General features: G+C 71.0%; 6 protein-coding genes. All 6 read left to right on the forward strand.

Annotated elements, in window-relative coordinates; translation table 11 throughout:
* Positions 1 to 856 (forward strand): 16S rRNA (cytosine(1402)-N(4))-methyltransferase RsmH (gene rsmH / locus FRW57_RS14720; RefSeq protein WP_152186343.1); only part of this gene is annotated, 856 nt, incomplete at its 5' end.
* Positions 853 to 1,512, forward strand: coding sequence for a cell division protein FtsL (gene ftsL, locus FRW57_RS14725; protein ID WP_152186344.1), 660 nt, complete (start codon positions 853 to 855; stop codon positions 1,510 to 1,512). The genes rsmH and ftsL, both read left to right, overlap by 4 nt.
* A 346-nt stretch (positions 1,513 to 1,858) precedes the next feature.
* Positions 1,859 to 3,622, forward strand: coding sequence for a peptidoglycan D,D-transpeptidase FtsI family protein (locus FRW57_RS14730; protein ID WP_238999444.1), 1,764 nt, complete (start codon positions 1,859 to 1,861; stop codon positions 3,620 to 3,622).
* Positions 3,619 to 5,043 (forward strand): UDP-N-acetylmuramoyl-tripeptide--D-alanyl-D-alanine ligase, encoded by a 1,425-nt coding sequence (locus FRW57_RS14735; RefSeq protein WP_152186345.1) that lies wholly within the window; start codon positions 3,619 to 3,621, stop codon positions 5,041 to 5,043. The genes FRW57_RS14730 and FRW57_RS14735 overlap by 4 nt, the downstream gene beginning before the upstream one ends.
* Positions 5,040 to 6,122, forward strand: coding sequence for a phospho-N-acetylmuramoyl-pentapeptide-transferase (mraY, locus tag FRW57_RS14740; RefSeq protein WP_137120136.1), 1,083 nt, complete (start codon positions 5,040 to 5,042; stop codon positions 6,120 to 6,122). The genes FRW57_RS14735 and mraY overlap by 4 nt, the downstream gene beginning before the upstream one ends.
* Positions 6,119 to 7,144: Mur ligase family protein (locus FRW57_RS14745; RefSeq protein WP_152186346.1), on the forward strand; the 1,026-nt coding region annotated here is incomplete at its 3' end. The genes mraY and FRW57_RS14745, both read left to right, overlap by 4 nt.

Genomic DNA, 7,144 nt, shown 5'->3' on the forward strand with positions numbered 1-7,144 from the left:
CGGGCACACCGAGGCGGTGCTGCGGGCCTGCCCGGAGGCGCGCGCCGTCGGCATCGACCGCGATCGCGATGCCCTGGCGCTGGCGCGCGAGCGGCTCGCCCCCTTCAAGGGACGCTTCACCGCCGTCCACGCCGTGTATGACGAGCTGGACAGCGTGCTATCCGACATCGGCATCGCGTCGGTGCAGGGAGTCCTGTTCGACCTCGGCGTCTCCTCGCTGCAGCTCGACGAGGACCAGCGCGGCTTCGCCTACCGGCACGACGCCCCGTTGGACATGCGGATGGACCAGGGGGAGGGGCCGACGGCGGCCGACGTCCTCAACACGTATGCCGAGCCGGACCTCGAGCGCATCCTGCGCAGCTACGGCGAGGAGCGGTTCGCGCGCCGGATCGCGGCGGCGGTGGTGCGCGAGCGGACAAAAGAGCCGTTCACCACCTCGGCCCGGCTCGTCGAGCTGTTGCGCTCCGCCGTCCCAGCAGCCTCGCAGCGCAGCGGTGGCCACCCCGCCAAGCGCACGTTCCAGGCGCTGCGCATCGAGGTCAACCACGAGCTGGACGCCTGGCAGGACGCACTACCGCGGGCCGTGGGCGCGCTGGCCGTCGGCGGGCGCATCGCGGTGCTGTCCTACCACTCGCTCGAGGACCGGCTGACCAAACAGACCCTCGCCGCCGGCGCCCGGGGCAGCACCCCGGAGGGGCTGCCGGTGGAGCTTCCGGAGCACGCCCCCTACCTCATGCTGCTGACCCGCGGCGCCGAGGAGCCGGAGCGGGACGAGATCGAGACCAACCCGCGGGCGGCCTCCGCCCGCCTGCGGGCCGCTGAGCGCATCCGTGCCACGAAGGGAAGCCACTCATGAGCCAGATGACTGCGACGGCGCGCGCCGCCCTGCGCGCCCCAGCCACCGGACGCGACCGCCAGGCGCCACGGCTGCGCGTGGTCACAGGACGGCAGGCGCGCCAGAGCAGCGCCGGATTCGTGCTGTTGTGCACGGCGCTGCTGGTCGCCACCATGCTCACCCTGCTGGTGCTCAACACCTCACGGGCCGAAGCCTCCTTCCGGATCAGCGACCTCCAGGCCACCTCCGGGCTGCTCGCCGACACCGAGGGCGGCCTGCGGGCCGACCTCGCGACGGAGCGCTCGCCGCAGCACCTGGCCACCCGCGCCAAGAGCCTGGGCATGGTGCCCTCGCAGACGGCGGCCTTCATCCGGACCTCGGATGGTGCCGTCCTCGGCGTGGCGAAGAAGGCAGAGCCGCAGCCGGACTTTACAGTGGTCCACGAAGCCGCACCCCAACCTGCGGCCCCGGCAGCAGCGTCTCCGTCCGCGGCCACCCCCGCAACGGTCGTCAGTGCTGCCACCAGGGCCGCGGACGCCGCCAGCCAGGAGGAGGCCACCAGGGCGAGCACCTCCGGGACGAGCAAGGCGGCAACACAGCAGCAGGACGCCGACCGGACGAGCGCGGAGCAGGACGCCCGGACGTCGACTAAGGACAGCACGACGACGAAGAGGTAGGAACGTGGCGGACCCGCGAGGCGGTGGCAAGGGCTCCCGGCGGAGCAGTGGACCCACCCCTACGGGGCGCAGGCCGCGCTCCGGTGACCTCCGGTCGAAGCCGTCGTCGAACCGCCGCCGTGCGAGCGGTGGGGCAGGCAGACCGACGGGGCCGTCGGCCAGGTCAACCGGCAAGCCAGCCAAGGGCTCGACCGGCAAGGCGGCTGCTCGAAACGGCGCGTCCGGTCGGGCCACGTCCGGCTCGAAGAGCCGTTCGGCGCCGAGGACCACCCACGCGCGGGCGACCCCGCCGCCGCGTCGGCCTGGGCGCAAGGCCCGCGTCGGGCTCGGCTATCCGCACCGCCGGATGCGGTTCATGCTGCTCGCCGTGCTGATCGTCTTCAGCCTGTTCGCTGCCCAGTTGCTGCGTCTGCAGGCGATCGACGCCAAGACGATGGCCGAGGCGGCGCTCGGGCAGCGGCTGCAGAAGGAGTCGATCCCCGCGCTGAGAGGAGACATCACCGACGCGGACGGCGTGGTGCTGGCCAGCAGCGAGGAGCGTCGGGACATCACCGCAGACCCGACCGCGGTCGCGCAGTACACCAAGGTCGTCGACGGGACGCGGACCGAGGTGGGCATCTCCGGCGCCGCGAAGGACCTTGCGCCGTTGCTCCACAAGTCGGCGAGGAACATCGCGATCCGCCTGCGGGCCAACCCGGGGACTCGCTTCACCTACCTGGTCAAGAACGTCTCGCCGCTGACCTGGCACAAGGTGGCCGCACTCGGCATACCAGGCATCCTCAGCGAACGGACCACCCAGCGCGACTACCCGACGAACGACGTGGCAGCCTCCCTCGTCGGGTGGGTGGGCAACGACGGCAAGGCTGGCGGTGGCGTCGAGCAGATGCTCGACAAGAAGCTCACCGGCACCCCCGGGGAGATGACCTACGAACGCTCGGGTGACGGTTCGGTCATCGCGACCGGCGAGCACACCGACGTGCCGGCCGTCCCTGGCCAGAACGTCCGGCTCACGATCAACAGTGACCTGCAGTTCATGGCCCAGAACACCCTGGCCCAGGAGGTCATCAAGAGCCGGTCCGAGTCCGGGACCGTCGTGGTGAGCAATCCCAAGGGCGACCTGCTCGCCGTGGCCTCCTACCCCTCGTTCGACCCCAACCACATCGGGCAGGCCCAGGGCTTCCTGGGCAACCGGGCCTTCTCCGAGGTCTTCGAACCGGGTTCCACGGCGAAGGTGATGACCGCCGCCGCAGCGATCGAGGAGGGGGTGGCCACTCCGCGCACGCACGTGACCGTGCCCAGCGTGCTCCAGCGGGCCGACCGCGAGTTCCGGGACGCCGAGAAGCACGGCAGGCTTCACCTCACCTTCGCCGGCGTGCTGGCCCACTCCAGCAACATGGGCGCCATCCTGGTCGGCGAGAAGCTGAGCAAGCAGACGATGTACGACTACCTGCGCAAGTTCGGGATCGGCAGCCACACCGGCGTTGGCTTCCCGGGGGAGTCGCGGGGCCTGCTCGCAAGACCGCAGGACTGGGACGACGCCCAGCGCTTCACCATCCTCTACGGTCAGGGCATGTCGGTGAACGCCATCCAGGACGCCGGGGTGTTCCAGACCATCGCCAACGGCGGGGTGCGGGTGCCGCCTCGTCTCATCGCCGGCACGGAGAGCAACGGGCAGTTCAACCAGAACCCCCGCGCGAAGGGCACTCGAGTGGTCTCCGAGGCGACTGCCCAGCAGGTCACCCACATGCTCGAGGGCGTCGTGGGCAAGCACGGCACGGCTCCGGCGGCCGAGGTGAAGGGCTACCGCGTGGCGGGCAAGACCGGCACCGCGAGCCGCTACGACGCGGCGACCGGCGGCTACAACGGCTACACCGCCTCGTTCATCGGTTTCGCTCCCGCCGACAACCCCCAGCTCATCGTCTCGGTCACGCTCCAGAACCCCAAGTCGAGCATCTACGGTGGCGTCGTCGCCGCGCCGGTGTTCTCCAAGGTGATGACCTACGCTCTGCAGGCCTACAAGATCCCGCCGACGGGCACCAATCCGTCCCACATCCCCCTCACCTTCAAGACCCCCGCCGAGCAGGCACGGGCGAAAGGGAAGAACGAGTGATCCCTCTGCAGCTGCGCGAGATCGCCGCGCTCACCGGTGGCGAGCTGCACGGTGACGACGTCCTCGTCGACGGGCCCGTGGTCACCGACTCCCGGGAGGCGCAGACGGGCAGTCTGTATGTCGCCCGGGTGGGTGAGCACGCCGACGGTCACCAGTTCACCGGCGCCGCACGCGCCGCCGGTGCCGTGGCCGCGCTGACCAGCAGGGTGGTGCCCGAGCTGCCCTGTGTCGTCGTGCCGGACGTCCAGGAGGCCTTCGCGCGACTGGCCCGCGGCGTGGCCGACCGCGTGCCGGACCTCACCATCGTGGGGATCACCGGCTCGTCCGGCAAGACCAGCACCAAGGACCTGCTGGCCGGCGTGCTGGCGCCCCACGGGGAGACCGTGGCGCCGGTCGGGTCGCTCAACTCCGAGGTCGGGGTGCCGCTGACGGTGTGCCGCCTCACCGCCTCGACCCGCTACCTGGTCGCGGAGATGGGCGCCTCGGGCATCGGGCACATCGCCTACCTGACCTGGATCGCGCCCCCGCGGCTCGGCATCGTGCTCAACGTGGGCTCCGCCCACGTCGGCGAGTTCGGCTCGCGGGAGAACATCGCGACGGCCAAGGCGGAGCTGGTGCAGGCCCTGCCCGCCGACGGCGTGGCGGTCCTCAACGCCGACGACCCCGTGGTCGCGGCGATGGCGGCGAAGACCTCGGCGAGGGTGGTGTTCGTGGGCACCTCGCCCGACGCGACCGTGCGCGCTGACGACATCGAGCTCGATGCGGCGGGTCGCGCGTCCTTCACCCTGAAGACCCCACAGGGCGAGGCTCGGGTCGGACTGCAGCTGCACGGTGAGCACCAGGTCAGCAACGCGCTCGCCGTGGCTGCCGTGGCGCTCGAGCTGGGCCTGGCACCGGACGGCGTGGCCGCCGCGCTGTCCTCTGCCCGACCGGGCAGCCGCTGGCGGATGGAGGTCCACGAGCGGGCCGACGGCGTGACGGTGGTCAACGACGCCTACAACGCCAACCCCGACTCGATGCGCGCCGCGCTCAAGGCACTGGCGGCCATGGGTCACGGTCGCCGGACCTGGGCGGTGCTGGGCGAGATGCTCGAGCTGGGCGACGAGTCCATTGCCGAGCACGACGCGCTGGGTCGAGTCGCGGTCCGGCTCAACATCTCTCGGCTGGTCGCGGTGGGGGAGGGTGCCAAGCCGATCGACACCGCCGCCCGGCACGAGGGTTCGTGGGGCAACGAGTCGACCTGGGTGCCGGACGTCGAGGCTGCCGAGGCGCTGCTGCGGCAGGAGCTGACCGCCGGCGACGTCGTGCTGCTCAAGTCCAGCCGAGACGCGGGACTGCGCTGGCTCGGCGACCGGCTCGTCGACGACGACCCGGACGGCCAGGATGCCGGAAACGCGAAGGGGCAGGTGGCGGGGTCGTGAAGGCGGTCCTCATCGCGGCGTTGGTCTCCCTCGTCGTCTCGCTCTTCGGCACCCCGCTCTACATCAAGTTCCTCGTCCGCCGCGGCTACGGCCAGTTCATCCGCGACGACGGTCCCACGTCCCACCACACCAAGCGCGGCACACCGACGATGGGCGGCGCGGTGATCATCGGGGCGGCACTGCTCGCGTATGCCGTGGCGCACGCGGCGACGGTCACCGACGTCACCGTCAGTGGCCTGCTCGTGCTCTTCCTGATGGCCGGCCTGGGACTCGTCGGCTTCCTCGACGACTACATCAAGATCTCGCGTCAACGCAGCCTCGGCCTGCGCTCGGGACAGAAGCTGATCGGCCAGACCCTCGTCGCAGTGGTTTTCGCGGTCCTGGCCCTGCAGTTCCCCAACCAGAGCTACCGGACGCCGGCGAGCACCTACATCTCCACCGTGCGGGACACCAACATCAACCTGGCCTTCGCGGGGACGGCCGTCGGACTGGTGCTCTTCGTGATCTGGGCCAACGTGATGATCGCGGGCACGAGCAACGGGGTGAACCTCACCGACGGCCTCGACGGCCTGGCGACCGGTGCGAGCACGATGGTCTTCGCGTCATACGTGCTGATCGCCATCTGGCAGTTCAACCAGAACTGCCAGACCAACCCGAGCGTCAAGTGCTACGAGGTGCGTGACCCGCACGACCTCGCCCTGGTCGCCGGATGCCTCATGGGCGCCTGTTTCGGGTTCCTGTGGTGGAACGCGTCGCCGGCCAAGATCTTCATGGGTGACACCGGCTCCCTCGCCCTGGGCGGGGCCCTTGCCGGTCTGGCCATCCTCACCCGCACCGAGCTGCTCATGGTGATCCTGGGTGGCCTGTTCGTCCTGATCACGCTGTCGGTCATCATCCAGGTCGGGTCGTTCAAGATGACGGGCAAACGCGTGTTCCGGATGGCGCCGCTGCAGCACCATTTCGAGCTGGTCGGGTGGGCCGAGGTGACGATCGTGATCCGCTTCTGGATCATCGCCGGCCTCTTCGTCGCGCTGGGGCTGGGGCTGTTCTATGCGGAGTGGGTGGTGGGGATCGGATGACGAGGCTGACCCGGCTGACCCACCGGGGCGGCCAGTGGCAGGGGCTGCGGGTGCTGGTGACCGGCCTCGGGCGCAGCGGCTTCGCGGCCGCGGACGCCGCCAGCGAGCTGGGGTGTCGCGTGGTGGCCGTCGACTCCGGCGAGAGCGACCAGCTGCAGGAGTCGCGACGGCTCCTGCAGCTCCTGGACGTGGACGTGCGCCTCGGACCGACCGCCGCGGCCGAGCTCAGCGATGCTGCCTGCTCGGCCGATCCGCGGACTGCCGCCGCGTTCTGGTCCGAGGTGGACGTCGTGATCACCTCACCCGGCTGGCCACCGACGGCTCCGTTGCTGGCCGCGGCGGCGCAGCACGGCACACCGGTGTGGAGCGAGGTGGAGCTGGCGTGGCGGATGCGGCCCGAGCACGGTGCGGCGCCCTGGCTGACGGTCACGGGCACCAACGGCAAGACCACCACGGTCGGCATGCTGGAGGCGATCCTGCGTGCCGCCGGGCTCCGGGCGCGCGCCTGCGGCAACATCGGCACGCCCGTCGTCGAGGTGATGCTCGACACGCAGCCGCTGGACGTCCTCGTCGTCGAGCTGTCCACCTTCCAGCTGGTCCGGTCGCCGTCGCTGCGCCCGCGTGCCTCGGCCTGCCTCAACGTGGGGGTGGACCACCTCGACTGGCACGGTTCCCTCGAGGCCTACGTGCAGGCCAAGGGCATGGTCTACCAGAACACCGAGGTGGCCTGCGTCTACAACGTGCAGGACCCGACGACCGAGCGGCTGGTGATGGAGGCCGACGTCGTCGAGGGATGTCGGGCGATCGGGTTCACCCTCGGCACACCGGAGCCCTCGATGGTCGGGCTGGTCGACGACGTCCTCGCCGACCGGGCGTTCGTCGAGGAGCGGCGCACCTCGGCCGCCGAGCTGGCCACCCTGGCAGACCTGCAGGGAGAGTCGCCGACGGTGGCGCCGCACTACGTCGCCGATGCACTGGCCGCGGCAGCCCTGGCCCGCGCCCACGGGGTCCCGCCGGTCGCG

It is taken from the genome of Segeticoccus rhizosphaerae (assembly GCF_009192725.1).
In the GTDB taxonomy this organism is placed as follows: domain Bacteria; phylum Actinomycetota; class Actinomycetes; order Actinomycetales; family Dermatophilaceae; genus Segeticoccus; species Segeticoccus rhizosphaerae.

Coding starts and splice junctions, on each gene's coding strand:
- FRW57_RS14730 (WP_238999444.1), top strand. CDS start 1,859: ATGCGGTTCATGCTGCTCGCCGTGCTGATCGTCTTCAGCCTGTTCGCT.
- ftsL (WP_152186344.1), top strand. CDS start 853: ATGAGCCAGATGACTGCGACGGCGCGCGCCGCCCTGCGCGCCCCAGCC.